A 23109-nucleotide genomic window follows, 5' to 3' on the forward strand; every position below is an offset into this window, starting at 1 on the left:
GTCGACCGGCGAGATCAGCGGCGTGCGCCGGTGGGCACGCCCGGGGCGTCGCCGGGCGGGAGTGGCGTCCGTCGGCGCAGCTGGACCAGGAGCACCGACGAGAGCACGAGCGCGCCGCCGACCGCCTGGACGGGGCTGAGGCGCTCGCCGAGCACCACGGCCGCGAGGACGACGGTCGCGACCGGCTCGAAGGTGGACAGGATCGAGGCGGTGGACGGACCGGTGCGGTGCAGCCCGGCGAAGAACGCGGTCGACGCCACCACGGTCGACACCAGGGCGATGCAGCCGATCCACAGCCAGCCGACCGGCCGGATGTCCACGTCCAGGCCGCCGGTGAGCAGCGCGCGGACCGCGAGGGTGACCGCGGCGCCGGTCATCACCAGGGCGGTCAGGGTCAGCGGCGGCACCCGCTGCACGGTGCTGTCGCCGACGAGGATGTAACCGGTGTAGGTGACCGCCGCGGCGAACGCCAGGCCGACGCCGGCGGCGTGGAAGGCGAGCCCGCCGGCGCCGACCAGCACCAGCGCCGTGCCGCAGGTCGCAGCCACGAGCGCCGCCACGCGCGGCGGCGTGAGCCGGTCGCGGCCGAGCAGGACCGAGGCCACCGTGACCATGACCGGGAACGTGTAGAGCACCAGCGCCACGAGCGCCGCGTCGATCCGCTCGAGCGCCGCGAAGTAGAAGCTGGCCTGGGCGGCGTAGCCGACGCAGCCCAGGGCCAGCGCGGTCAGCGCGAGCCGGCGCCGCTCGCCCCCCGGCCGGGCCGGCAGCGCCGGGCGACCCATCCGGGCCGCGACCGCCACCGCGCCCCCCAGCACCAGCGCGGCGATCACGAAACGAAGCAGGACCAGCGTCGTGGGCGGGACGCCCTCCTCGTACGCGAGCTTCCCTAAGACGGCCATGGCGCCGAAGCAGGTCGCCGAGAGGAGGACGAGCAGGGGGCCCATGGGACCAGCGTGCCGCGAGACGCTCCTCGCCGGCGGTGACCAACACGCGTCAGCACCGGTCCGGCTGCCGGCTCCGGCGATCCCTCAGGTCGGCGGGCCGCGGGTCGATGCGCAGAGCATGGCCTCCCCCTCCCCCACCCCTGCGTCGTCCGCTCGTTCCCGCGTCGGCGTCCGCGGCAAGATCCTCATCGTCGGCGCCGTCGGCATCGTCGCAGCGCTGCTCGTCGGCGTGATCGGCGTGTCCAACGCCCGCGAGGCCAAGACGACGGCGACGCAGCTGCACGCCCTGCAGCAGCTGGTCTCCGACGTCAAGGAGGTCAACTTCTACAACGCCGACATCAGCGGCTGGCAGGTCGCCTACGCGTGGGACGTGCGCCGGCTCAGCCCGGCCGAGGCGGTGGACCCGAACAGCCCGAACCGGGCCGGCTTCCTCGCCGACTGCGAGAAGCTGAAGCAGCTGCTCGGCAGCATGTCGACGGAGGCGATGACCGCCGGCGAGGCCCGCGCGTTCGAGGAGATCCGGGGCCTGTGGGAGGACTTCGACAAGGTGGACGCCCGGGTGGTCAAGGCGTACCTGGTCGGCACGCCGACCTCGGTCGAGCAGGGTGACGCGCTCATCCTCAACCAGGGCTACGGGATCTACTTCAAGATCATCGACCTGACGAACCAGCTGATCGACAGCGTGATGAAGCGCACGGCGAGCGCCACCGACGGCGCGGAGGCGTCCGCCGCAGCCGCCGAGCGCCTGGTCATCGTGGTCCTCATCCTCGGCGCGCTGGCCGTCGCCGCCGCCGCGCTGTACATCTCCCGCCGCATCGTCGCCGGCATCGCGGCCGTCCAGCGGGCCCTGACCGCCTTCGCGGCCGGCGACCTGACCGCGACCGCTCCGGTCACCTCCAACGACGAGGTGGGCCAGATGGCCCGGACCTACGACGAGGCTCGCCGGTCGGTGGCCGGCATCGTCACGAAGGTCGCGGCCTCCGCGGACGCGGTCGCCGCCGCCTCGGAGGAGCTCTCGGCCGCCTCGCAGCAGATCGCGGCGGGTGCCGAGGAGACATCGGTGCAGGCCGGGGTGGTGTCCGGTGCCGCCGAGGAGGTCTCGCGCAACGTGCAGACCGTCGCGGCCGGCGCGGAGCAGATGGGCGCCTCCATCCGCGAGATCTCCCAGTCCGCGAACGACGCGGCCAAGGTCGCCTCCGAGGCCGTCTCGACGGTGGACAGCACCAACGAGACCGTCGCCAAGCTCGGCCTCTCCAGCAACGAGATCGGCAACGTCGTCAAGGTGATCACCTCGATCGCCGAGCAGACCAACCTGCTCGCGCTCAACGCCACGATCGAGGCCGCCCGCGCCGGCGAGGCCGGCAAGGGCTTCGCCGTGGTCGCCAACGAGGTCAAGGAGCTCGCCCAGGAGACCGCGCGGGCCACCGACGACATCGCCCGCCGGGTCGAGGCGATCCAGGCCGACACCGGCGGCGCCGTGGAGGCGATCAACGAGATCGCCACGATCATCACCGCGATCAACGACTACCAGCTCACCATCGCCTCCGCGGTCGAGGAGCAGACCGCCACCACCAACGAGATGAGCCGCAACGTCGTCGACGCCTCCACCGGGTCGGGCGAGATCGCCACGAACATCTCCGGGGTCGCGGCGGCCGCCGAGACCACGACCCAGGCCGTCAACCAGACGCTGGCCGCCATCGGGGAGCTGGCGTCGATGGCCGCCGGCCTGCGGGCCGAGGTCTCGACCTTCCAACTCGAGCAGGTGCGCTGAGGTGAGGGCCGTCCGAGGCTCCGGGAGCGGGCGGTCAGCCCCTCAGAGCTGAGACTGCACGCCCGCGAGGAGCTGGCGGGCCATCACGATGCGCTGGACCTGGTTGGTGCCCTCGTAGATCTGGGTGATCTTGGCGTCGCGCATCATCCGCTCGACCGGGTAGTCGCGGGTGTAGCCGTAGCCGCCGAGCACCTGGACCGCGTTCGTGGTGACCTCCATGGCCACGTCGCTGGCGAAGCACTTCGCGGCGGCGCCGAAGAACGTGAGGTCGGCGTCGCCGCGCTCGGACTTGCCGGCCGCGGCGTAGGTCAGCTGGCGGGCGGCCTCGATCTTCATGCCCATGTCGGCGAGCAGGAACTGCAGGCCCTGGAAGTCCGCGATCGGCTTGCCGAACTGCTTGCGCTCCTGGGCGTAGCCCAGCGCGTAGTCCAGCGCGCCCTGGGCGATGCCGACCGCCTGCGCGGCGATCGTGACCCGGGTGTGGTCGAGGGTCTTCATCGCGGTCTCGAAGCCGGTGCCCTCGGCGCCGATCATCCGGTCGGCCGGGATGCGCACGTTGTCCAGGTAGACCTCGCGCGTCGGGGAGCCCTTGATGCCCAGCTTCTTCTCCGGGGCGCCGAAGGACACGCCCTCGTCGGACTTCTCCACCACGAACGCCGAGATGCCGCGCGACCGCTTCTCGGGGTCGGTCACCGCCATCACCGTGTAGTACTCCGAGACCCCGGCGTTGGTGATCCAGCGCTTCACGCCGTTGAGCACCCAGTGGTCGCCGTCGCGGACCGCACGGGTCTTCATGCCCACCGCGTCCGACCCGGCGTCCGGCTCGGACAGGCAGTAGGAGAAGCCGCCCTCGCCGGCGGCCAGCTTGCCGAGGTAGTGCTTCTTGAGCTCCTCGGAGCCGGCGATCTGCACCGGCAGCGAGCCGAGCTTGTTCACCGCCGGGATCAGGCTCGACGAGGCGCACGCGCGGGCGACCTCCTCGATGACGAGCACCGTCGCCAGGGCGTCCGCCCCGGCACCGCCGTACTCCTCGGGCACGTGCGGGGCGTGGAAGTCCGCGGCCAGCAGCGCCGCGGCCGCCTCCTCGGGGTAGCGGGCGTGCTCGTCGACGTCGGCGGCGAACGGCGCGACCTTGGCGTCGCAGACCGCGCGCACGGCCTCGCGGACGGCCTGGTGCTCCTCGGAGAGGGCGAAGAGGGGGTACTCGGAGCTCATGCCCGGATTCTACTTGCGGGTAACCCGGGTCCCGCGCCGGGGAACGCGAACGCCCGGCCGGGGCAGAAACCCGGCCGGGCGTCGGCGATGTTGCGGTGCCGCTGAGCGGCGCCGCTACTTCTTGACGGTCAGCGTCTTGGTGACGGTCGCCGGGAACGGCTTCTCGGTGTTCTTGTCACCCGCGTAGCTGAAGGTGATCGTGTGCTTGCCGGGCTTGAGGCCCTTGACCGCGATCGTGGCCTTCCCGTTCTTCAGGGTGCCCGAGCCGAGCTTCGCCGAGCCCTCCTTGGCGACGACCTTGCCGGTCGGGGTGAGGGAGGAGCCCTCGACGGTCGCCACGTACGTCGCGACCTGGCCCTTCTTGATCGACTTCGGGCCCGTGACGCTCTTGAACTTCGAGCTCTGCGGGGTGACGGTGAACGGCGCGATGCCGGCCGTCGACGGGTCCGCGATCGTGCAGACGACGTTGGAGATGGTGCCGAGCGAGTCGGTGGCGATGTTCGCCGTGAACGAGCCCGGCATCGAGATCATGTAGTCGCCCGCGTCGGTGTCCATGCTGAACCCGTGCAGCACGGCCGTGAACGGCAGCGTCATGTTGTCGGTCGCGGGGACGTCGGCCTTCGGCGACGACACGTTCGCGAGCGGGACCTTCGCGGTGCCGATCTCCAGCCCGAAGTCCGGCGAGTCGACGCCGATCTGGTGCACGTTGTACGGAGGGGCGCCGAGCGCGTCGAGCACCGGCCGCGGGACCACGAAGGCGCCGTTGATCGGGAGGCTGAGGTCCGGCACCGCGGCGTGGGTCTGCCACGAGCTCGAGGGCAGGTCCGAGGTGACGGTGGCGACGACCGGAAGGGTCTGGCCCGCGACCGAGCAGTTGTACTGCGAGGTGCCGGTCTCGGCGTGCGCGGCGGTGGTGGTGGCGGCCACCAGCCCACCGGCAATGAGGGCGGTGACGGCGCCTGCGCCGGCGGCGCGGGCGGTGATGCTGCGAAGCTTCATGAAGTGTGCTCCCTCCCGAGCAACTCGAACGGTGCTACCAGGGGGTAGCAATACGTTCCGAACGCTAGTCCGTCCGCCGGACGACCGTGGGCGAACGCCGGAAGATTGCGGAAAACCTGAAGGCATCGGGCCTTGAGGGTGGCTCCTAGGCTCGGACCATGGCCGACTGGCAGGACCCGGAGTGGGTCAAGATGATGCTCGACGACTGCGAGACCTGGGCCGTGGTGGGGCTCTCCGGCGACCCGACGCGTACGGCGTACCAGATCGCGTCGCTCCTGCAGCGACGCGGGAAGCGGATCGTGCCGATCCACCCCGACGCGCCGGTGGTGCTGGGTGAGCAGGGGTACGCGACCCTGGCGGACGTGCCGTTCGCCGTCGACGTCGTCGACGTCTTCCGGCGCTCGGAGTCGGCCGGCGAGTTCGCCGACCAGGCCGTCGAGGCCGGCGCGCGCGGCGTGTGGTTCCAGCTCGGCGTGGTCGACGAGGACGCGTTCCGCAGGACGGTCGACGCCGGGGTCCCGATGGTGATGGACACCTGCCCGGCGATCGAGTGGCGCAAGCGTTGAGGTGATCGTTGAGGTGATCGTCGCGCGGCTGGGTACTGCCGCGCCATGGACGCCGACATCACCCTCACCGTCGACGGGACCGAACGGTCGGTCACGGTCGACACCCGCACGACCCTGCTCGACGCGCTGCGCGAGCGGCTCGGCGTCACCTCGCCGAAGAAGGGCTGCGACCACGGCCAGTGCGGGTCGTGCACCGTGCTGCTCGACGGCCGCCGCCACCTGACCTGCCTGGCGCTCGCCGTCGCGTACGACGGCGCCGAGGTCGTGACCGCGGACGGGCTGGCGAGCGCCGAGCTGCACCCGGTGCAGCAGGCCTTCCTCGACCACGACGGCTTCCAGTGCGGCTACTGCACGCCCGGCCAGGTGTGCTCGGGCGTCGGCGTGCTCGACGAGGCGAAGCAGGGCCACCCCAGCCTGGTCACCGAGGACCTGGAGGCCGAGGTCGAGCTCGACGACGACGAGATCCGCGAGCGGATGAGCGGCAACCTGTGCCGGTGCGGCGCGTACCCGGGCATCCTCGCCGCGGTGCGCGAGGCGGCCGGCCGATGAGGGCCGCGGAGTACGTCCGGCCCGCCACCCCCGAGGACGCCGTCGCGGCCGTGGCGGACCGGTCCGGCGCCCGGTTCCTCGCCGGCGGCACCAACCTCGTCGACCACCTGAAGCTCGGCATCGCCGCGCCGGAGGTCCTCGTCGACGTGCGGCGGCTGCCGCTGGACGCCGTCGAGCCCTACGACGACGGGCACGGCCGCGGCCTGCGGATCGGGGCCAACGTGCGCAACAGCGACCTGGCCGCCCACCCCGTCGTGCGCAGCCGCTACCCCGGCGTGGCCCGGGCCCTCCTCGCCGGCGCGTCGGGGCAGATCCGCAACCAGGCCACCACCGGTGGCAACCTGCTCCAGCGGACCCGGTGTGTGTACTTCCAGGACCTCAGCACGCCGTGCAACAAGCGTGAGCCGGGCACCGGCTGCTCCGCGATCGACGGGTACGGCCGCTACAACGCGATCCTCGGCGCAAGCCCCTCCTGCGTGACGACCCACCCGTCCGACCTCGCGGTCGCGCTCACCGCCCTCGACGCCACCGTGGTGGTGCTCGGCCCGGACGGCGAGCGCCGGATCGCGATCGACGAGCTGCACCGCCTGCCCGGCGACCAGCCCGAGCGGGACACCACGCTGCGGCACGGCGACCTGATCACCGCGGTCGAGCTGCCCGAGCAGTCCGTGGCCGTGCACTCGACGTACCGCAAGGCCCGCGACCGGGCGTCGTTCGCCTTCGCGCTGGTGTCGGTCGCCGCGGCCCTGGAGCTGCGCGACGGCCTGGTCGAGGACGTGCGCATCGCCTGGGGCGGCGTCGCCCACAAGCCCTGGCGGGCCCGGCGGGCGGAGGCCGCGCTGGTCGGCCAACGGCTCGACGAGGCCTCGGCCCGCGCCGCCGCCGAGCTCGAGCTCGAGGCGGCGCAGACCACCGACCAGACGGCGTACAAGGTCCCGATGGTGCGGAACCTGACCGCACTCACCCTCACGACCCTCGCGGAGGCGGCCCGATGACCGAGCAGCAGACCGTTCCCCTCGACATCCGCTCGATCGGGACGCCGCACCCGCGGGTGGACGGCGTCGAGAAGGTCACCGGTCGAGCGGCGTACGCCGTCGAGCACGAGGTCGGCGACGTGGGCGACCCGCTGCACGCCTGGCTGGTGACCTCGCGGGTGCCGAAGGGCCGGATCGCCGGGATCGACGCCGGACCGGCGCTCGCCCACCCGGGCGTCGTGTCGGTCCTCGACCACACCAACGCCCCCCACCTGGACGACACGTCCAACGGCGAGCTGGCGATCCTCCAGGACGACCGCGTCCACTTCCACGGGCAGGTCGTGGCGCTGGTGCTCGCCGAGACCTCCGAGGCCGCCCGCGAGGGCGCGGCGCTGGTCGAGGTCCGGTACGACGAGGAGCCGTTCGAGGCCGAGCTTCGCGAGGACAACGCGACGTACCGGCCGGACCAGGTCAACCCGGCGATCGAGACCGACACCGACGAGGGCGACGTCGACGCGGCGCTGGCCGACGCCGCGGTGGTCGTCGAGCAGACCTACCGGACCGCGTACGAGCACAACAACCCGCTCGAGCCGCACGCCACCACCGCGTGGTGGCGGGACGAGGACGGCGAGCCGGCGCTGTCGCTGTTCGACTCGACCCAGGGCGTCCATGGCGTCGTCTCCACGCTGGCGCCGATGCTCGGGGTGGAGGAGGACCAGATCCGGGTGCGGGCGCCGTACGTCGGCGGCGGGTTCGGCAGCAAGGGCGAGGCCCACGCCCACGTGCTGGCCGCGGCCCTGGCCGCCCAGGTCACCGACGGGCGCCCGGTGCGCCTCGCCGTGACCCGGCAGCAGATGTTCACGCTCACCGGCTACCGCACGGCGACGATCTCCCACTTCCGGCTCGGCGCGGACGCCGACGGCCGGCTGACCGCGATCGAGCACCGGGTCCAGGAGCAGACATCGGCCGTGCGCGAGTTCGCGGAGCAGACCGCCTCGCCGACGCGGATGCTGTACGCCGCCCCGAACCGGCGCACCAGCCACCGCCTGGCCCGGCTCGACGTCGCGGTGCCGTCCTGGATGCGCGCGCCCGGCGAGATGCCCGGGGTGTTCGCCCACGAGGTGGCGATGGACGAGCTCGCGGTCGCCTGCGGCCTCGACCCGATCGAGCTGCGGGTGCGCAACGAGCCCGAGACCGACCCCGAGACCGGCAAGCCGTTCAACGACCGACGGCTCGTGGACTGCCTGCGGCGCGGCGCGGAGCGGTTCGGGTGGGCGGACCGGCCGGAGGCGCCGCGGTCCACGGAGGACGGCGAGTGGTGGGTCGGCACCGGCGTCGCGGCGGCGACGTACCCCGCGATGGTGCAGCCGGGCAACCAGGCGCGGGTGCGGTTCCTCGGCGAGGGGCGGTACGCCGTCGCGATCGGCAGCGTCGACATCGGCACCGGCGCCCGGACCGTGCTGACCCAGATCGCCGCCGACGCCCTCGGCACCGGCCCCGACGCGATCGACCTGGAGATCGCGGACAGCCTCCTGCCCCCGGCCACGGTGGCCGGTGGCTCGTCGGGCACCAGCTCCTGGGGCGGCGCGATCGTCGCGGCCGCCCAGCGGTTCCGCGCGGACCACGGGACGGAACCCTCCCCCGGCGCCGAGACCACCGCGTCCGCGGCCGAGAACCCGAACGCGGAGAAGTACGCCTTCCACTCCTTCGGCGCGGTCTTCGCCGAGGCGCGGGTGCACCGGTGGACCGGCGAGATCCGGGTGCCGCGGCTGCTCGGCGTCTACTCGGTCGGCCGCATCGTGAACCCCGCGACCGCGCGGTCGCAGCTCGTCGGCGGCCTGGTGATGGGGCTGTCCGCGGCGCTGTTCGAGGAGGGCGTGCGCGACCCGCGCTTCGGCCACCCGGTCACGCAGGACCTGGCGACGTACCACGTCGCGGCGCACGCCGACGCCCTCGACGTGCAGGCCGAGTGGCTCGACGAGTCCGACGAGCGCTTCACCCCGATGGGGTCCCGCGGCATCGGCGAGATCGGCATCGTCGGCACCGCGGCGGCGGTCGCGAACGCGACGTACCACGCCACGGGCGTGCGGGTCCGGTCGATCCCGGTGACCGCGGACCGCTTCCTGGAGTGAGATCCTCGGCTCGTGGACGACCTGCGCGTTCCGCCGGGGCCGGGGCTGCCCGACGGCCTGGTGATCCCCGCGAGCGAGCTGGTGGAGCGGTTCTCCCGCTCCCCCGGACCGGGCGGGCAGTCGGTGAACACCAGCGACAGCCGGGTGGAGCTCGAGTACGACGTCGCGACCTCGGCGGCGCTGTCGGAGCAGCAGCGGGCGCGGCTGGTCGGCCGGGTCGGCTCGCCGGTCCGGGTCGTCGCGTCGGAGCACCGCTCCCAGCACCGCAACCGGGTCGCGGCGCGGGAGCGGCTGGCCGCCCGGGTCCGGGAAGCGCTCGCCCCGCCTCCCCCGCCGCGCCGGCCGACCAAGCCGACGCGGGGCTCACAGCGGCGGCGGCTGGAGGAGAAGCGCCAGCGCGGCGAGACCAAGGCCCTGCGCGGCCGGGTCAGGGACGACTGACCCCGGTGACCCGGGCCCGCACGACGTGCGCGTCGCCGTCGGCCTCGCCCGGCCGCAGACCCAGGTAGCGCTCGCGGATCTCCCGCCGCCCGATGTCCTCGATCTCGTCGAAGCCGGCCGCCCGCAGCATCGCGTGCACGGTCGCGGTGTCGCGGCCGGGCTGCAGCGGCTCCCCGACCTCGGCCACGTGCGCCTCGAGGGTCGCCCGGTCGGCGTGCGCCTCCGCGGGGGCGTGCTCGACGGACTTCAGGTAGTCGAGGACGACCTCGCCGTCGGGCACGCTCGCGATGACGGCCAGCGTGCCCCGGACCGCCTCGTCGGTCAGGTAGGGGACGACGCCCAGCCACAGGAAGAACGCCGGCTGCGCGGCGTCGAACCCGGCGTCCGCCAGCCGCTCCGCGAGCGAGTCGCGCTCGAAGTCGACGGCGACGTACGTGACGTTGTCGGGTACCTCGATGCCGGCCTCGGCGAGCCGCTCGCGCTTCCAGGCGCCGGTGTCCGGGTGGTCGACCTCGAAGACGTGGGTGCCGTCGAAGGGGTTGCGGTAGGCGAAGGTGTCCAGCCCGGCGCCGAGCACCACGACCTGGCGGGTGCCGCGCGCGACCGCGGCCGCGAGCGAGTCCTCGGCGAACCGGTGCCGCACCGCGATGAACAGCCGCAGCCGGGGCTGCGACCAGGTCTGGTGCGGCAGCTCCGCCTCGCCGAGGATCCGCCGCGCCAGCGGGTCGGTGAAGATCCGCGGCTCCGCCGCCTCCTGGTGGGCGGCGCGCAGCGCGGCGGCCCCGAACGCGGTCCGGCTGGGCTCTCCCTTACGCACGTCCGGCAGCCTGCCGCAACCGCCGAGTCGGCGCTACTGCAGGTCCCGCGACCGCCGAGTCGGCGCTACTGCAGGTCCCGCGACCGCCGAGTCGGCGCTACTGCAGGTCCCGCGACCGCCGAGTCGGCGCTACTGCAGGTCCCACGACCGCCGAGTCGGCGCTACTGCAGGTCCCACGACCGCCGAGTCGGCGCTACTGCAGGTCCGACGCCTGCCGAGTCGGCGCTACTGCAGGTCCGACGCCTGCCGAGTCGGCGCTACTGCAGGTCCCGCGCCTGCACTGGCGCCGACTCGGCGGTGTCGCTGCCTGCACTGGCGCCGACTCGGCGGTGCCGCTGCCTGCACTGGCGCCGACTCGGCGGTGCCGCTGCCTGCACTGGCGCCGACTCGGCGGTGCCGTCGCCTGCACTGGCGCCGACTCGGGAGTGTCAGTCGACGGGGGACGGCGTCCGGCCCGCACGCACGGCATCGGTGAAGGCACGCACCAGCGGGTGGACCGGCGTCCCGGCGAGCGCGCCGACGTGCGGCTGGAACATGCTGCCGACGTAGAACGGGTGGTCGGGGAACTCCAGGACCTCGGCGCCGGCGTCGTCCGCCGTCGCGCCGACGACCACGCCGGCCGCCTCGAGCCGCGCGACCACCTCGGCGGACGGCGCGTAGTTGCAGAAGTGCATGCCGGCGAACGGCTCTGGCACCCAGCCGGCGAACCGGGTGCCGGCCACGGGGGTGACCAGGCGCTCCTCGCCGTACAGGCTGCAGGCGAGGGGTACGACGACGTTGTCGTCGCGCTCCCCGTCCGACTCCGCGTGGGTGGCCGCGGCCCCGAGAACGCTCTGGACGAACTCCAGCACGGCGTACTGCAGGCCGCCGCACGAGCCGAGGAACGGGATGCCCCGCTCGCGGACCGTGGTCAGCGCGCGGAGCACCGCCGCGTCGTCGGCGTACGGCGAGCCCGGGACCAGCCAGACACCGTCGTACTCCTCGATCGAGAACCCGGAGTCCGACGGCACCCACTCCGTGGCGACGTCGAGCCGGGGGCGGAGGGCGTTGAGCTCGAGGTGGCTGCGGTGGCCGCGGTCCTCGCCGAGCAGCGCGACCAGCGGACGCTCATCCACGCGTCCTCACTGGCTGAGCCTCGCGAGCTCCTCGTCGACCACCGCGGGGTCGAGCTTGGTGAAGATCGGCGTCGGCTTGGCCACGGGCGTGCCCGGGACGATCGGCCGGCGCTCCCAGGCGGGGAAGCCGGAGTACTCGCCGGTGATGATCGGGTACGGCGCGCCGCCGTCGAGGTCCTCGACCTCCTCGATCCGCGGCATCGGCGCCACGTCGCCGGCGCCGCCGAGGGCCTTGTCGACCTCGTTGGCGGAGAACGGCAGGAACGGCGACAGGATCAGGTTGAGGTCCGCGACGCACTGGGCGACCACGTGCAGGATCGTGCCGAGCCGGTCGGGGTCGTCCTTGATCTTCCAGGGCTCGGTGTCGGAGACGTACTTGTTGACCTCCGCGACCGCGCGCATCGCCTCGCCGATGGCCTGCTTCTGGCGGTGCCGGGCGATCAGCTCGCCCACCACGTCGAACGTCGTCTCGACCCCGGCCAGCAGCGCCTCGTCCTCGGGGGTGAGCTCGCCGGCCTTGGGGATCTCGCCGAAGTTCTTGGCGATCAGGTTCGCCGTGCGGTTGACCAGGTTGCCCCAGCCGGCGACCAGCTCGTCGTTGGTGCGGCGCACGAACTCCGACCAGGTGAAGTCGGAGTCCTGGTTCTCCGGGCCGGCCGCCGCGACGAAGTAGCGGAACGCGTCCGGCTGGTAGCGGCTGAGCAGGTCGCGGACGTAGATCACCACCCGCTTGGACGAGGAGAACTTGCGGCCCTCCATGGTCAGGAACTCGCTGCTCACGACCTCGGTGGGCAGGTTCAGCTCGCCGTACTGCCGCGGGGTGCCGCCCTTCGCGCCCTTGCCCGAGTAGGCCAGCAGCTCGGCCGGCCAGATCTGGCTGTGGAAGGTGATGTTGTCCTTGCCCATGAAGTAGTAGGACAGGGCGTCCGGGTCGTTCCACCACTCGCGCCACCGGTCCGGATCGCCTCCCCCGGATTCAGCAGAGCGGCGGGCCCACTCGATGGACGCCGACAGGTAGCCGATCACGGCGTCGAACCAGACGTAGAGCTTCTTGGTCGGGTTGTCGCGCCAGCCCTCGAGGGGCACGGCGATGCCCCAGTCGATGTCGCGGGTCATCGACCGCGGCCGGATCTCCTTGAGGATGTTCTGGCTGAAGCGGATCACGTTGGGCCGCCACAGGCCGGTGGCCTCACGCTCGTCCAGCCACTCCGCGAGCGCGTCGGCGAGCGCCGGCAGGTCGAGGAAGAAGTGCTGGGTCTCGATGAACTCCGGCGTCTCGCCGTTGATCTTCGAGCGCGGGTTGATCAGATCGTGCGGGTCCAGCTGGTTGCCGCAGTTGTCGCACTGGTCGCCCCGCGCGCCGTCGTACCCGCAGATCGGGCAGGTGCCCTCGATGTAGCGGTCCGGCAGGGTGCGGCCGGTGGACGGCGAGATCGCGCCGTACGTCGTCTCCTCGACGAAGTAGCCGTTCTCGTACACCCCGAGGAACAGCTCCTGCACGACCGCGTGGTGGTTGCGCGTGGTGGTCCGCGTGTAGAGGTCGTAGGTCAGCCCGAGCGACGCGAGGTCCTCGGCGATGATCCGGTGGTTCTGGTCCGCGAGCTCCTGGGGCGTCATCCCGGCCTCGTCGGCGGCGATCAGGATCGGCGTCCCGTGCTCGTCGGAGCCCGAGACCATGAGCACGTCGTGGCCCGCCATCCGCATGTACCGGCTGAAGACGTCGGAGGGCACGCCGAAACCGGCCACGTGGCCGATGTGGCGCGGGCCGTTGGCGTACGGCCAGGCGACGGCGCTGAGCACCTTCGACGGGGGGACCTTGCTCATGGACCAATCCTAGGGAGCGGCCGCCACCGAGTTTCCAGCGGCCGGGCTCAGTCGATCGCGCGCCCGGAGTACGCCGCGATCCGCTCGTACGGACCCGCTGCCTCGGGGGCCTCCCGCTCGGGACCGAAAGCGGGACCGCGGCGGTCCTCCGTGAGGTTCTCCCGCAGGAACGCGAGGCCGCGCTCGGCGACCTCGGGGTCCAGGCGGTCGAGGGGATACCCGATCGTGCGGGCGACGTCCCAGGTGTGCACGGCGAGCTCGGCGGTCTGCCAGTCGGCGCTCACCGCGGCGTCGCCGGACTGCTCGTGCCACGCGTGCACGAGGTCGTCGCCGGCCACGCGGAACGCCGGCCCCCACTCCTCCGCGACGTGCGGCGGCGGCGCCGACCAGTCGACCTCCTCGCCCCGCATCATCGCGAGGAAGCGGCGCGGGCCGTCGACGACGTGGTCGACGAGCGTCGCGAGGTCCCACTCGCCGCACGGCGTCGGCTGCTCGAGGGCGTCGCGGTGGACGTGGTCGAGGACGTCTCCGGTCTGGTCGACGGCCCGGGCGAGCACCCGGACCTCGTCACCCCACTCCGTTCGGGTCATGCGACCACGCTAGGCGGCTCGCTGCGCGGCGTCGAGGGACCAACGGCCCCACCGGCCGGGGCGGTGTCAGCTGAAGTCGAGCGGCTCGGTGCGGCTGCGCTTGAGCTCGTAGAAGTGCGGGTAGGCCGAGAGCGTCACGCAGGCGTCCCAGAGCCTCCCGGCCTCGTCGCCCCGCGGCGCCTTGCTGATGACCGGACCGAAGAACGCCCGGCCCTCGAACGCGATGGTCGGCGTGCCGACCTCGTTGCCGACCTGGCTCATGCCGCGCTCGTGGGAGGCCGCGATCGCCTCGTCGTACGACGGGTCGTCCATCGCGTCCGCGAGCGCGGTGTCCAGGCCGGCCTCCTCGAGGGCCGCCTCGATCATGGCGCGGTCCTTGTCCTGCTTCTCGAGGTGGATGCGCGTGCCCATCGCCGTGTACAGCGGGAGCAGCACCTCCTTGCCGTACTTCTGCTCGGCGGCCATCAGCACCCGGACCGGCTGCCACGCCGTCGCGAGGAACTCCCGGTACTCCTCCGAGATGTCCTTGTCCTGGTTGAGGTAGGCCAGGCTCATGATGTGCCAGGTGACCTCGATGTCGCGGACCTTCTCGACCTCGAGGATCCAGCGCGAGGTGATCCACGCGAACGGGCAGGCGGGATCGAACCAGAAGTCAGCGTTGGTCATGCCAGGAACAACCATGCGGACCGCGGTCCGCATTCCCGTCAGGTGAGTACGGCGATCGCGAGGCCGGCCAGCCCGCAGACGCCCAGCGTGCGCAGCACCGGCCACCGCAGCCGGAAGATCAGCAGCGCGCCCAGCAGCGCAAGGACCGCGGGCTGCCACTGGAACGTGGACCACGCGGGCACCAGCAGCCCGAGGTGGTCCTGCCCCGCCCGGTCGGCGTCGGCGAACAGCGTGTGCACGGTGAAGTACAGCGCGAGGTTGGCGATCACGCCGACGACCGCGGCGGTCACGCCGGTCAGCGCGGCGGACAGCGCCTCGTTGCCGCGCAGCCGTTCGACGTACGGCGCTCCGAGGAAGATGAAGAGGAAGCAGGGCACGAAGGTCACCCAGACGACCAGGAGCGAGGCCAGCACGGCCGCGGCCCACGGGTCGAGCCCGGCCGGGTCGCGGAACGCGCCGAGGAACGCCACGAACTGCACGACCATGATCAGCGGCCCCGGCGTGGTCTCCGCGAGCGCGAGCCCGCGGACCATCTCCTGCGCGGTCAGCCACCCGTAGTGCTCGACGGCCGCCTGCGCGACGTAGGAGAGGACGGCGTACGCGCCGCCGAACGTCACCAGGGCCATGCCTCCGAAGAAGAGGCCCTGGTCGGTGAAGACGGTCGCCCGGCCGCCGGCGAGCGCGTACGCGGCCGCGACCGGCAGCATCCAGAGCACCAACCCGACGGCCAGGATCGCGAGCGAGCGGCGACCCGACCGGGTCGTCCCGTGCAGGGCGTCGTCGGGGATCAGCGGCGGCAGCTCGTCGGCGGCCGCCGGCTTCTCGGGGATCCGCACCAGCTCCGGGGCGCGCCGACCGATCAGCCAGCCCGCCCCGCCGGCGGCGAGCACGACGAGCGGGAAGGGGACGGCGAGCACGGCGAGCGCGAGGAAGGCGGCCACCGCCAGACCCAGCAGCAGCCGGTTGCGGATCGCGCGCGACCCCACCCGGAGCACGGCCTGCACGACGATCGGGATGACCGCGGCGGCGAGCCCGAGCAGCAGGCCCGTGACCAGGGTCGAGTCACCGTGCGCTACGTAGACCCACGAGAGCGCGAGGATCGTGATGAAGCCGGGGAGCACGAACAAGGTCCCGGCGATGATGCCGCCGAGCCAGCCGTTGAGCAGCCAGCCGCTGTACACCGCGAGCTGCTGGGCCTCGGGGCCGGGCAGCAGCATGCAGTAGCTCATCGCGTGCAGGAACCGGCGTTCGCCGATCCAGCGACGCTCCTCGACGAGTTCGCGGTGCATCACCGCGATCTGGCCGGCCGGGCCGCCGAACGTCTGCCACGAGATCAGGAACCACGCCCGGAACGCCTCGCGCAACGGGACGACGTGCCTGGCCGGGTCGGTCACGCGGAACATGATGGCGGGTATTCCGCTTTTCGCGCGCGTGGAGCCCAGTGGCAGGATGCTTCGCATGCCTGGAACCAACCTCACCCGGGACGAGGCCGCCACCCGCGCCGCGCTCCTGGACGTCACGTCGTACTCCATCGACCTGGACCTCACGACGGCTCCCGACGCGCAGAGCACGACCTTCGGATCGACCACCACGATCCGGTTCACCTGCACCGAGCCCGGCGCCGAGACGTTCGCCGACCTCGTCGACGCGACGGTCCACGAGATCACGCTGAACGGCGAGCCGGTCGACCCGGCGACGGCGTACGCCGACAACCGGATCGCGCTCAGCGGCCTGGCCGCCGAGAACGAGCTCGTCGTGCGCGCGGACTGCACCTACTCCCGCACGGGTGAGGGCCTGCACCGGTTCGTCGACCCCGCCGACGACCGCGTCTACACCTACTCGCAGTTCGAGGTGCCGGACGCCCGCCGGGTGTTCACCACCTTCGAGCAGCCCGACCTCAAGGCGCCGTTCCAGTTCACGGTGACGGCGCCGGAGGGCTGGAAGGTCGTCTCGAACTCCCCCACGCCGACCCCGGAGCCCACTGCCAGCGATGGGCAGAGCGGCGCGGCGGTGTGGACCTTCGCGCCGACCAAGCCGCTGTCGACGTACGTCACCGCGATCGTTGCGGGCGAGTACCACGAGGTGCTCGACGTCTACCACGGCAAGCACGGCGACATCCCGCTCGGCCACTACTGCCGGCAGTCGCTGGTCGAGCACCTCGACGTCGAGGAGCTCGTGAAGCTGACCCGGCAGGGCTTCGAGTTCTTCGAGGAGGCGTTCGCGTACCCCTACCCGTTCGGCAAGTACGACCAGCTCTACGTGCCGGAGTACAACATGGGCGCGATGGAGAACGCCGGCGCCGTCACGCTGCGCGACGAGTACCTCCCGCGCAGCCGCCAGGACCGCTCGTTCTACGAGTTCCGCGCCGAGGTCATCCTCCACGAGATGGCGCACATGTGGTTCGGCGACCTGGTGACCATGAAGTGGTGGGACGACCTCTGGCTCAACGAGTCGTTCGCCGAGTGGGCGTGCTACCACGCCGCGGTCGAGGCCACCGAGTTCACCGAGGCGTGGACCGGCTTCACCAACGCCCGCAAGAACTGGGCGTACCGCCAGGACCAGCTGCCCAGCACCCACCCGATCGCGGCCGACAACGTCGACCTGCGCGCGGTCGAGGTGAACTTCGACGGCATCACCTACGCCAAGGGCGCCTCGGTGCTCAAGCAGCTGGTGGCGTGGGTCGGTCTCGAGAACTTCCTGGTCGGCGTCCGCGCCTACTTCCAGCAGCACGAGTTCGGCAACACCGAGTTCAAGGACCTGCTGGCCGCGCTGGAGAAGTCATCGGGCCGCGACCTCGAGTCGTGGGCGCAGGAGTGGCTGCAGACCGCGGGCGTGAACACCCTCGCCCCGGAGTTCGAGCTCGCCGAGGACGGCACCTACGCCTCCTTCGGCGTGCGGCAGACCGCGCACCCCGACCACCCGACGCTGCGCCGGCACCGGCTCGGCATCGGGCTCTACGACGAGGTCGACGGCCGGCTCGTGCGGCGTACCTCCCTGGAGACCGACATCAGTGGCGAGCTCACGGATGTCGCCGAGCTGGTCGGCCAGCGGCAGCCGGACCTGCTGCTGCTCAACGAGGGCGACCTGGCCTACGCCAAGATCCGCCTCGACGAGCGTTCGCTCGCGACCGTCGTGGGTGGCCTCGCCACGCTCGACGACTCGCTGGCCCGGGCGCTGTGCTGGGGCGCGGCGTGGGACATGACCCGCGACGCCGAGATGAGCGCGACCGACTTCGTGGCGCTGGTGCTCAGCAGCATCGGCAGCGAGACCGACGCGTTCGGCGTCGCCCGGATCCCGGGCTACGCGGCGCTCGCGGTCACGCAGTACTCCGCCCCGGCGAACCGCGCCGCGCTGCGCGCCACCTGGGAGCAGGGCCTGCGCAAGCTCCTCGAGAACGCCGAGCCCGGCAGCGACCACCAGCTCACGTTCGCGCGGGCGTACGCCGGCGCCGCGCACAGCGACGCGGCGCTGACCGACCTGGAGCGGCTGCTCGAGGGCACCCTGTCGTTCGACGGGCTCGCGGTCGACACCGACCTGCGCTGGACGCTGCTGAACGCGCTGGCCCGCAACGGCCGCGCCGAGGCGGACCGGATCGCCGCGGAGCTGGAGCGCGACAACACGATCTCCGGCCAGGAGCACGCCGCCGCCGCGCGCGCGATGCGCCCGACCGCCGAGGCCAAGGCCGAGGCCTGGGAGATCGCGATCGTGCGCGACGACGTCCCGAACGAGACCCAGCGCAGCGTGGTGCTCGCGTTCCAGCAGTACGGCCAGGACGACGTCCTCGCGCCGTACGTCGAGAAGTACCTCGCCGCCGCGGACACGCTGTGGGAGGACAAGGGCACGCAGCGCGCCTCGACCGCGCTGGAGTTCATGTTCCCGAAGCAGCTGGCCAGCCAGGAGCTCCTCGACCGGGTCGACGCCTGGCTCGAGTCCTCCCCGGCCAACCCGGCCGCGAAGCGGTACGTCCGCGAGGGCCGCGCCGACGTCGCCCGCGCGCTCGCCGCGCAGGCGAAGGACGCGCAGGGCTGATCAAACGCCGAGTCGGCGCAGTCTCAGCCTGAGACCGCGCCGACTCGTCGTATGTCAGGACTCAGCGTGCAGGGTCTCGGGAGCCTGGGCGTGGTCGGCCAGCTCCTGGATGCCGCGGCGCAGGCCGCCGACGAGGTCGCCCTCCGCGAACATGCTCTGCATCTGCAGGGCGACCAGCTCGACCTCGCGGTCGGTGAGGTTGCGGCGGACCAGGCCGCCGGTGACGATCTCGAGCGCCCGCGCGGCGGGGTCGAGCATGATCAGGATGCTGCGCGGCGGGGCCACCAGCCGGTTGTGCAGCTGGGTCGCGAACGCGCGGGGCTCGCCGGACACGCGGCCGACGAACACGCTGAACTCGAAGCGGGAGACGAGCTCCGCCTTGCGGATCGCCTCGTCGATCTGGAACCGCTCGGCGGCGTTGAACTCACCAACGCCCACTTGCGCCACCCGCCTGCGACTCATCGTTGTCCGGGGCGGGGAGCTCGGCGGTGCCGGACCGCGGCCCGCCGAACCACTGGTCCGCGGTCGCCTGGCCGCCCGGCGTGAACCGCTCGCCCTTGACGATGCCCGGGATCACGACCAGCGCGGTGATCACGAGGAACAGGGCCAGCGGGATGCCGACGAGCACGAGCACGGCGTGCCACGGGTCGACGTGGTACGGCTCGGCCCAGCCCTCGGGGACGTCGGCGCCGGCCGGTCCCCCGGCCGCGAGGACGAGGCCGCCTGCGAGCAGGACGACGGACGTACGGCGGGCCAGGTGCGCGAGCTTGGTGGTCACGTGCAGATCGTATCGAGGATCACGCTCCGTCTCACCGCCGGGAGGGTCGTGGGAGGTTGTCCGGTGCGGTAGACATGGGGGCCATGTTGCGCTTCGACGACAGCACCTGTGACACCGGCCACGACATCTGTCGGTGGACCTTCGAGGCGACCGACAACCAGAAGCTCGCGAACGCCGCCGACGTCCTCATCGGCCGGCCGCTCACGATCGTCACCCTGCTCCTCCTGCTCCTGATCGTGCGCTGGATCCTGCACCGGCTCGTCGACCGGCTGGTGGCCCGCGCCGAGGACGGCGTGCTGCCGGACCGGGTGAGCCGGTTCGGCATCCGCGGCCGGGCGGCTCAGCAGGCCACGGCCCGCGACCTCGCGACGCAGACCCGGCGGGTCCAGCGCGCGAAGACCATGGGCGACCTGCTCAAGAGCGTGATCACCGGCCTGCTGGTCGCGGTGATCGGCACGATGGTCCTCAGCGAGCTGGGGGTGGACATCGCGCCGATCATCGCCAGCGCCGGCATCATCGGCATCGCCCTCGGCTTCGGTGCGCAGTCGCTGGTCAAGGACTTCCTGTCCGGCGTCTTCATGATCTTCGAGGACCAGTACGGCGTCGGCGACGTCGTCGACGTCGGCGAGGCCAGCGGCACCGTCGAGGCCGTCAGCCTCCGGGTCACCCGGCTGCGGGACCTGAACGGCACCGTCTGGTACGTGCCGAACGGCGCGATCCTGCGGGTCGGCAACATGAGCCAGAACTGGTCGCGCGCGGTCGTCGACGTCAACGTCGCCTACCACGAGGACCTGGTCCGGGCGCAGCGCGTGCTGCGCGAGGTCGCCCACGACCTGTGGGAGGACGAGGACTTCAGCGACCTGATCATCGAGGAGCCCGAGGTCACCGGCGTCGAGGTGTTCGGCCCCGAATCGGTCACGCTGCGGGTGCTGATCAAGACGGCGCCGATGGAGCAGTGGGGCGTCGCCCGGGCGCTGCGTCAGCGGATCAAGGCCCGGTTCGACCACGAGGGCATCGAGATCCCGCTGCCCCAGCGGGTCGTGTGGCACCGCGAGGAGCAGCGGACGGGCTCCTCACCCGAAGGCGAGGAGCCCGTCCAGGGCTGAGGTGGGGGCGGGTCTCGACACGCCGGTCGCGACCTCGTTCCTCGGTCGCGCGGCTTGCTCGACCACCATCATCGGGTTCGCTGCCGCGCCCCCGCTCAGGCGAGCGACGCCTCGAGCGTGATCGTGGTGCCGGCGAGCGCCTGGCTGACCGGGCAGCCGTCCTTGGCGGCCTGCGCGGCCTCGACGAAGTCGTCGTTGCTCATGCCCTCGACGACCCCCTTCACCGTGAGCTTGATGCCGGTGATGCCGGTGCCCGGGGTGAACTCGACCGCGGCCTGGGTGTCCAGCGAGGTGGCCGGCGTGCCCGCCTTGGCCAGTCCGTTGGACAGCGCCATCGAGAAGCAGGAGGAGTGCGCGGCCGCGATCAGCTCCTCGGGGCTGGTCTTGCCGTTGGCCTCCTCGGCGCGCGAGGGCCACGAGACGTCGAACGTCCCGACGCCGGACGACTCCAACGTGACCTTGCCGGCACCCTCGAACAGGGTGCCCTCCCAGTGGGTGCTGGCGTAGCGGGTCGTTGCCATCAGCGGTTCACTCCTCGGATCGATGTGAAGACGGGGACGCCTGCGAGTCTTGCACGCCGGTGTCGGGCCGCGACCGGGCGCTGGTCACAATGGGACGGTGACGACGTTCTACGAGGAGATCGGCGGCTTCGAGACCTTCCGCCGGATCGTCGCGACGTTCTACGAGGGCGTCGCCGAGGACCCGGTGCTCCGGCCGCTGTACCCCGAGGAGGACCTCGGCCCCGCCGAGGAGCGGTTCCTGCTGTTCCTCGTGCAGTACTGGGGCGGCCCGACGACGTACTCGGAGAACCGCGGCCATCCGCGGCTGCGGATGCGGCACGCGCCGTTCGCCGTCACCCCCGAGGCCAAGGAGCACTGGCTCCGGCACTTCCGGGCCGGCCTCGACGAGGTGCAGCTGACGCCGGAGCAGGACGCGCAGTTCTGGGACTACGTCACGCACGCGGCGCAGTTCATGGTGAACACCTTCGAGTGAGGTAACGCCTCGGGAGCCTCGCGACAGGTGAGGGGTGTCCGGGCGGATCCCCCGCCACCCCGACACCAGGAGGCCGCCTCCATGCGCAGGCCCACCACCGCGGGCCGCACGGCGCTCCCGGTCCCGACGAGCACGCCGGCGACCACCCGACGAGCACGCCACCGGCCCCGCCACCGAGGGCTGACCCCGGAGCCGGTGGTCCCGGCGCCAACCCGACACGCGTCGGGATCACCTCCGAGGGGTAGGAGACACCCATGACCGACCGCCCGATCCGCGACGAGCTGCGCGCGGTCGTGCCGACGCTCGAGCCCGACGAGGTGTTCCTCGCCGAGCTCAGCGCCCGCGCCGCCGCCGGCGCCGTCGGTGCGGGGCCGACCCGCGGGGGTGCCGGGTGGCGGGTCGCCCTCGCTCCGGTGGCGGTGGCGGCGGTCCTGGTCGGCGTCGCCTGGTTGACCGGCCTGCGGCCGGACGGGCTCACCGACCCCTCGCCGGCTCCCGCGCCGACCGACGCCACGGCGCATACGACGCCCGACCCCACGCCGGTGACCGGCCCGCCCGGCCCGGACCCGACCGGGGCCGCCGGCGCGACCGGTCCCACGGCAGGCCCGGGTCACCGCTCCGCGGTGGGTGGCCGGTCCGGCGCCCCGGGTGCGTCGGGTGCGTCGGCGGGCGCGGACCAGGGCCAGGCCCCCGCCCAGGGGGACGGGCAGGGGAACGGCCAGGGCAACGGCCAGGGCAACGGCCAGGGCAACGGCCAGGCGAACCACCCCGGGCCGAACGGCCACGCCCACCCCAACGGCCACGCCAACGGCAACGGCAACGCCAACGGCAACGGCAACGGCAACGGCAACGGCAAGGCCACCGGCAAGGCCAACGGGCACGCGAACGGGCATGCGAACGGCCACGCCAACGGGCACCCGAAGCATCCGCCGCACCCCGCCCACGGCCCCGGCAAGCACGCGGGGGGCCACCCGGCGGCCCAGGCAGGGCAGGACCGACACTCCAGGTGAGCGACGACGACGAGCTGGTGGCGCGCGCCAAGCGGGGCGACGCCGAGGCTTGGCGCGCGCTCTACCGGGACCACGCCGGCCGGCTGGTGGTCTGGCTGGGCACCCGGCCGCTCGGGGACGCGGCCGTGAGCGCCGAGGACCTCGCGGCCGAGACCTGGCTGGTGGCCGCGGAGAAGATCCACGCCTTCCACGGCGACTCGGGCGAGTTCGCGGGGTGGCTGTTCGGCATCGCGCGCAAGCTCGGGAGCAACGTGCACCGGCGCAGCGGACGGCGTCGTACCGACCCCGCCGACCTGCAGCACCTGGACCAGCACCCGACGATCCCCGGCCCGGAGGCGGAGACCGCCGTCAAGGACTGGGTGGTCCGGCTCCTGGCGAGCCTGCCGCCCCGGGAGCGGGACGTGATCGGCTGCCGCGAGGTGGTCGGCCTGGACGTGGAGGCCACGGCGACCGCGCTCGGCATCTCGTCGGTCGCGGTGCGCGTCGCGCACCACCGCGGCCTGCGCCGGCTGGCGGCCCGGATGCCCGCGGAAAGAATTTCGGCGGACGTGTAACGCCGCCGGGGTGCCGCGACAGGTGGAGGACGG

23 protein-coding genes are annotated in these 23109 nt (G+C 72.7%); 11 read left to right on the top strand and 12 right to left on the bottom strand.

The window, feature by feature from the left end:
- Window positions 1-14: 14 nt before the first annotated feature.
- Window positions 15-947, bottom strand: coding sequence for a DMT family transporter (locus ABD086_RS05100; RefSeq protein ID WP_343906248.1), 933 nt, complete (start codon window positions 945-947; stop codon window positions 15-17).
- Between the two features lie 118 nt (window positions 948-1065).
- On the opposite strand from ABD086_RS05100, the gene ABD086_RS05105 reads away from it, so the two are divergent.
- Window positions 1066-2718 (top strand): methyl-accepting chemotaxis protein, encoded by a 1653-nt coding sequence (locus ABD086_RS05105; protein WP_343906250.1) that lies wholly within the window; start codon window positions 1066-1068, stop codon window positions 2716-2718.
- 42 nt (window positions 2719-2760) lie between these two features.
- On the opposite strand, the gene ABD086_RS05110 is transcribed toward ABD086_RS05105, so the two are convergent.
- Both ABD086_RS05110 and ABD086_RS05115 read right to left on the bottom strand, forming a co-directional pair.
- Window positions 2761-3933, bottom strand: coding sequence for an acyl-CoA dehydrogenase family protein (locus tag ABD086_RS05110; protein ID WP_343906251.1), 1173 nt, complete (start codon window positions 3931-3933; stop codon window positions 2761-2763).
- Window positions 3934-4047: 114 nt separating this feature from the next.
- Window positions 4048-4932 (bottom strand): Ig-like domain-containing protein, encoded by an 885-nt coding sequence (locus ABD086_RS05115; RefSeq protein WP_343906252.1) that lies wholly within the window; start codon window positions 4930-4932, stop codon window positions 4048-4050.
- 158 nt (window positions 4933-5090) lie between these two features.
- On the opposite strand from ABD086_RS05115, the gene ABD086_RS05120 reads away from it, so the two are divergent.
- From ABD086_RS05120 to arfB, 5 genes are read left to right on the top strand one after another with little or no spacing between them, the layout of a single operon-like run.
- Entirely contained in the window at window positions 5091-5498 is a 408-nt protein-coding gene (locus ABD086_RS05120) for a CoA-binding protein (protein WP_343906253.1), read from the top strand.
- A 45-nt stretch (window positions 5499-5543) separates the two neighbouring features.
- A complete protein-coding gene (locus tag ABD086_RS05125; RefSeq protein WP_343906254.1) occupies window positions 5544-6047 on the top strand; it encodes a 2Fe-2S iron-sulfur cluster-binding protein in 504 nt (167 codons plus the stop codon).
- Window positions 6044-7042, top strand: coding sequence for an FAD binding domain-containing protein (locus tag ABD086_RS05130; RefSeq protein WP_343906256.1), 999 nt, complete (start codon window positions 6044-6046; stop codon window positions 7040-7042). The genes ABD086_RS05125 and ABD086_RS05130 overlap by 4 nt, the downstream gene beginning before the upstream one ends.
- Complete coding sequence (locus ABD086_RS05135) at window positions 7039-9153, top strand: xanthine dehydrogenase family protein molybdopterin-binding subunit (protein WP_343906258.1); 2115 nt, start codon at window positions 7039-7041, stop codon at window positions 9151-9153. Before ABD086_RS05130 ends, ABD086_RS05135 begins: the two co-directional genes overlap by 4 nt.
- A gap of 12 nt (window positions 9154-9165) precedes the next feature.
- Window positions 9166-9594 carry an alternative ribosome rescue aminoacyl-tRNA hydrolase ArfB gene (arfB, locus tag ABD086_RS05140; RefSeq protein ID WP_343906259.1) on the top strand — a complete coding sequence of 143 codons (429 nt, stop codon included), beginning with the start codon at window positions 9166-9168 and terminating at the stop codon, window positions 9592-9594.
- On the opposite strand, the gene ABD086_RS05145 is transcribed toward arfB, so the two are convergent.
- From ABD086_RS05145 to chrA, 6 genes are all read right to left on the bottom strand, one after another.
- Window positions 9581-10411 (bottom strand): class I SAM-dependent methyltransferase, encoded by an 831-nt coding sequence (locus tag ABD086_RS05145; RefSeq protein ID WP_343906261.1) that lies wholly within the window; start codon window positions 10409-10411, stop codon window positions 9581-9583. The genes arfB and ABD086_RS05145 overlap by 14 nt on opposite strands.
- Before the next feature lie 428 nt (window positions 10412-10839).
- Window positions 10840-11526: a glutamine amidotransferase-related protein gene (locus tag ABD086_RS05150; protein WP_343906263.1), complete on the bottom strand. Its 687-nt coding sequence runs from the start codon at window positions 11524-11526 to the stop codon at window positions 10840-10842.
- Window positions 11527-11532: 6 nt separating this feature from the next.
- The gene (metG, locus tag ABD086_RS05155) at window positions 11533-13350 is read right to left on the bottom strand and encodes a methionine--tRNA ligase (RefSeq protein ID WP_343906264.1); all 1818 of its coding nucleotides are present in this window, start codon (window positions 13348-13350) and stop codon (window positions 11533-11535) included.
- Window positions 13351-13397: 47 nt separating this feature from the next.
- Window positions 13398-13940, bottom strand: coding sequence for a TIGR03086 family metal-binding protein (locus ABD086_RS05160; protein ID WP_343906266.1), 543 nt, complete (start codon window positions 13938-13940; stop codon window positions 13398-13400).
- A 66-nt stretch (window positions 13941-14006) separates the two neighbouring features.
- Entirely contained in the window at window positions 14007-14606 is a 600-nt protein-coding gene (locus tag ABD086_RS05165; RefSeq protein WP_343906268.1) for a mycothiol-dependent nitroreductase Rv2466c family protein, read from the bottom strand.
- Window positions 14607-14644: 38 nt separating this feature from the next.
- Complete coding sequence (chrA, locus tag ABD086_RS05170; protein ID WP_343906269.1) at window positions 14645-16000, bottom strand: chromate efflux transporter; 1356 nt, start codon at window positions 15998-16000, stop codon at window positions 14645-14647.
- 64 nt (window positions 16001-16064) lie between these two features.
- On the opposite strand from chrA, the gene pepN reads away from it, so the two are divergent.
- A complete protein-coding gene (pepN, locus tag ABD086_RS05175) occupies window positions 16065-18635 on the top strand; it encodes an aminopeptidase N (RefSeq protein WP_343906271.1) in 2571 nt (856 codons plus the stop codon).
- A 54-nt stretch (window positions 18636-18689) separates the two neighbouring features.
- Here pepN and ABD086_RS05180 read toward each other — a convergent pair whose 3' ends face one another.
- Window positions 18690-19073: a DUF5130 family protein gene (locus ABD086_RS05180; RefSeq protein ID WP_343906273.1), complete on the bottom strand. Its 384-nt coding sequence runs from the start codon at window positions 19071-19073 to the stop codon at window positions 18690-18692.
- The gene (locus tag ABD086_RS05185) at window positions 19060-19413 is read right to left on the bottom strand and encodes a hypothetical protein (RefSeq protein ID WP_343906275.1); all 354 of its coding nucleotides are present in this window, start codon (window positions 19411-19413) and stop codon (window positions 19060-19062) included. Before ABD086_RS05185 ends, ABD086_RS05180 begins: the two co-directional genes overlap by 14 nt.
- 83 nt (window positions 19414-19496) lie before the next feature.
- Between ABD086_RS05185 and ABD086_RS05190 the strand changes: the two genes are divergently transcribed.
- Window positions 19497-20519: a mechanosensitive ion channel family protein gene (locus ABD086_RS05190; RefSeq protein WP_343906277.1), complete on the top strand. Its 1023-nt coding sequence runs from the start codon at window positions 19497-19499 to the stop codon at window positions 20517-20519.
- A 95-nt stretch (window positions 20520-20614) separates the two neighbouring features.
- Here ABD086_RS05190 and ABD086_RS05195 read toward each other — a convergent pair whose 3' ends face one another.
- Window positions 20615-21040, bottom strand: coding sequence for an OsmC family peroxiredoxin (locus ABD086_RS05195; protein WP_343906278.1), 426 nt, complete (start codon window positions 21038-21040; stop codon window positions 20615-20617).
- A 97-nt stretch (window positions 21041-21137) separates the two neighbouring features.
- On the opposite strand from ABD086_RS05195, the gene ABD086_RS05200 reads away from it, so the two are divergent.
- The 3 genes from ABD086_RS05200 to ABD086_RS05210 all read left to right on the top strand — a co-directional run bounded on the left by ABD086_RS05200 (window position 21138) and on the right by ABD086_RS05210 (window position 23076).
- Entirely contained in the window at window positions 21138-21512 is a 375-nt protein-coding gene (locus ABD086_RS05200; RefSeq protein WP_343906280.1) for a globin, read from the top strand.
- Between the two features lie 254 nt (window positions 21513-21766).
- Window positions 21767-22522 carry a hypothetical protein gene (locus ABD086_RS05205; protein ID WP_343906282.1) on the top strand — a complete coding sequence of 252 codons (756 nt, stop codon included), beginning with the start codon at window positions 21767-21769 and terminating at the stop codon, window positions 22520-22522.
- Entirely contained in the window at window positions 22519-23076 is a 558-nt protein-coding gene (locus ABD086_RS05210; RefSeq protein WP_343906284.1) for an RNA polymerase sigma factor, read from the top strand. Before ABD086_RS05205 ends, ABD086_RS05210 begins: the two co-directional genes overlap by 4 nt.
- The last annotated feature ends 33 nt before the right edge of the window (window positions 23077-23109 follow it).

Origin of the sequence: Nocardioides aquiterrae, assembly GCF_039526625.1 — a bacterium.
Taxonomy (GTDB): Bacteria; Actinomycetota; Actinomycetes; order Propionibacteriales; family Nocardioidaceae; genus Nocardioides; species Nocardioides aquiterrae.